Consider the following 2798-nt stretch of genomic DNA (forward strand, 5'->3'; position numbering starts at 1 on the left):
GAGTGGAACCGCGGGGACTATCCGCAAGCTACAACAAATTATTATAGTACATTAACAAATAAAATTACGGCAGGTGGTACGAAAACTCCTGCATATCAGCAAATATTAAAAGATACAAAGTTAAATTATTTAGGAAATGAGTACATAGCAAATAACTATAATGAATTCAAAAATAAAATGCAGCAACGTTATAACGAAAAGTCACCAAAGATTGAAATCCTTTATAAACAATCAATGGATGGTGCGTTGCAAGATGTGAAAAAAGTAATTGGAGAAATCGGTTATCCGCAAGGGGCAAACCGTGTTTCTTATAAAGCGGAGCCGTATAATGCGAAAGAAGGATATTCTTTAGTGACGATTACGTTTATGTAGTGAGAATGAGAAAAAGCATCTGTTTCAGATGCTTTTTTTATTTTTATCCGACAAAATATGACAATGTATAAATGACTTGTTTGCTACCATGAGGTGAGAAATCTTACATTTTTGCTGAAATAACTAGTACATACCGGAGGCATACAATATGAAACGAAAATTACTTACATCATTAGCATGCAGTACATTACTTGTGAGCATGGCTGCTTGTAGCACAAATGAGAAGACTGCAACTGAAGCAAAGCCTAAACAAGAAGAAAAAGTTCAAACTAATCAAAAGCAACAAAAAGATAGTTACGTAGTAAGTGAAGAGCAATTATCTAAAGCGGCACAGATGATTGGAGAAATTAAAAACGAGCAAACTATAAATGACATGATGATACATATGTCTCTCCAAAAACTCACATTCAATGGGAAGAATCTTCATGTTTCTGGTACCCGTGATGTAGGGCGACTTCAAATGACGAAAGCAAACATTCAGTACCTAAAAAATAACTTAAATGTTATCAATAATGATGAAAGAAAAAGATATGAATCTATTTTGAACAAATGGTACGGTGGAGATTTCGAATCTGCAGTTGAAGACTATAGTGAAATTCATTATTTACGTTCTGGAAAAAAGCAAAGTATGGAGGGAGCTAAACTAGCTAAAAAAACTGATAGTGATGAAAAAGAATTTATTCTCCATTTCTTTGGTCAAGAAGGATTAGATGTTCATAATAAAGAGTGGAAACATGGAGGGTTATAGAAATAAAACTGAATTGCATACCAATAAGAAGTACAATGCTTTTACCCTGCAATATGGTATTTGCTTGGGAGTCCAATACATATTATTAAAATTAAGATGGTTCAAGTCAGAGAAAGGCACCTTAGGGTGTCTTTTTCTTTTTTCTAAATGACAGTTTTGGCTTAAAGAAGATAAATTTTCAATGGATGATTCCCATGAATATATAAATAAAGTTTATCCATATATTTGTAGAAAGGAGGGATTCAAATGAAGAGAGAGGATAATAAGGTTGGCCACTTTATATCTGAAAAAGGAAAAGAAGACTTTCAAATTGCCTACGATGAATCAATGGCACTTCTTCCAACACCTAACGATATGAAAGATATAGAAACTACATTTGGCACAATTCGTACGTATTACTTTACTAAAGAGGAAAATAAACATAAGGAACCAATACTCTTACTCCCTGGACGTGGTGCATCTACTCCAATGTGGGTACCGAATTTAGAAGGGTTAAGGGAGAAAAGGCCTGTTTACACAATAGATTTACTTGGTGAACCTGGAATGAGCGTGCAAACGAAGGTGATTGAAAACCAAAAACAACAAGCAGAATGGTTAAATGAAGTAATTGAAGGATTAGGTTTAAAAAAAGTGCATATCGTGGGTGTCTCTATTGGAGGTTGGACAGCAATGAATTTGGCCAGATATAACCCTAAGCATATTGCTACGGCTAGTTTATTGGACCCAGTCTTTGTATTTGCACAAATATCCATAAAGATGATTCTGGCATCTATTCCAGCTTCCGTTCCTATTGTACCTAGGTTTTTAAGAGAAAAGATGTTAAGCTATGTTTCTGGAGGAGCAGAAACAAATGATGATGAGCCGATCGCTAAGTTAATCGAGTCGGGCATGCGTAACTATAAATTGAAAACACCAGCGCCTGATTTATTTAGTAAAGAAGACTTAAAAAATATCAATGTTCCAGTGCTTGCCTTAATGGCTGAAAAAAGTACAATGCACAATTCGGTAAAAGCAGTTGAAACTGGAAAAAAATACGTTAAAGATATAGATATAGTGAACTGGAAAAATGCATCTCACGCAATTAATGGTGAGTTCTCTAACGAAGTTAATGCTAGAATCCTTGATTTTGTAGAAAAACATTCTACTGATAAATAAGTTGAAAGTGGGAAATATGTTGTAATGACAATTTTACTTCTTCTATTTTCATGAATATGTATAATTACATAAAAAATCAAGGAAAAAGAGAGTATACTTTGATATTGTGTAATAAAGATAAGGCCCGCCTACGGAAATAGGCGGGCTTTTTTTACATATGAAGAAAAGACACTCACATGAGTGTCTTTCCGATAGTTTTTTAGCAGAAGCAAGCAGCTCCAACGATGATTAATAAAATAAACAATACAACTAATAAAGCAAATCCTCCAGCGAAGCCACAGCCGCCACAACTACCACCAAAGCCCATAATAGTTCCTCCTTTTAATAGGAGAGGAAAACTAAGAGTTCACTCATGTGTTTTAACGGATTCAATTTACTTTATGCTTTTACAAATGAATGGAGCAGGTCCTTTCCAAAATAGATTTATTTATCCCGCTTTAATGGGCAGTAAGCCCCCCACCTCAAAATTCAGCGAAAGCAAAGAAGTTAGGTGGGGGTCGGGCTGCCCATTAAAGTCCGATTG

At 35.0% G+C, this 2798-nt stretch carries 3 protein-coding genes and 1 pseudogene; 3 read left to right on the forward strand and 1 reads right to left on the reverse strand.

Annotated features, from left to right (window positions below; translation table 11 throughout):
• The 3 genes and pseudogenes from CER22_RS30795 to CER22_RS30805 form a co-directional block, all read left to right on the forward strand.
• Positions 1–372, forward strand: a pseudogene (locus tag CER22_RS30795) (S-layer homology domain-containing protein); the annotation flags it as partial.
• 148 nt (positions 373–520) lie between these two features.
• Positions 521–1120: a DUF6241 domain-containing protein gene (locus CER22_RS30800; RefSeq protein ID WP_088610485.1), complete on the forward strand. Its 600-nt coding sequence runs from the start codon at positions 521–523 to the stop codon at positions 1118–1120.
• Positions 1121–1366: 246 nt separating this feature from the next.
• Positions 1367–2275 (forward strand): alpha/beta fold hydrolase, encoded by a 909-nt coding sequence (locus tag CER22_RS30805; RefSeq protein ID WP_088610486.1) that lies wholly within the window; start codon positions 1367–1369, stop codon positions 2273–2275.
• Between the two features lie 199 nt (positions 2276–2474).
• Here the strand turns inward: CER22_RS30805 and CER22_RS30810 are convergent, their stop codons facing one another.
• Entirely contained in the window at positions 2475–2582 is a 108-nt protein-coding gene (locus tag CER22_RS30810; protein ID WP_000505670.1) for a YjcZ family sporulation protein, read from the reverse strand.
• Between the last annotated feature and the right edge of the window lie 216 nt (positions 2583–2798).

The organism is Bacillus sp. K2I17 (genome assembly GCF_002209985.1).
Taxonomy (GTDB): domain Bacteria; phylum Bacillota; class Bacilli; order Bacillales; family Bacillaceae_G; genus Bacillus_A; species Bacillus_A wiedmannii.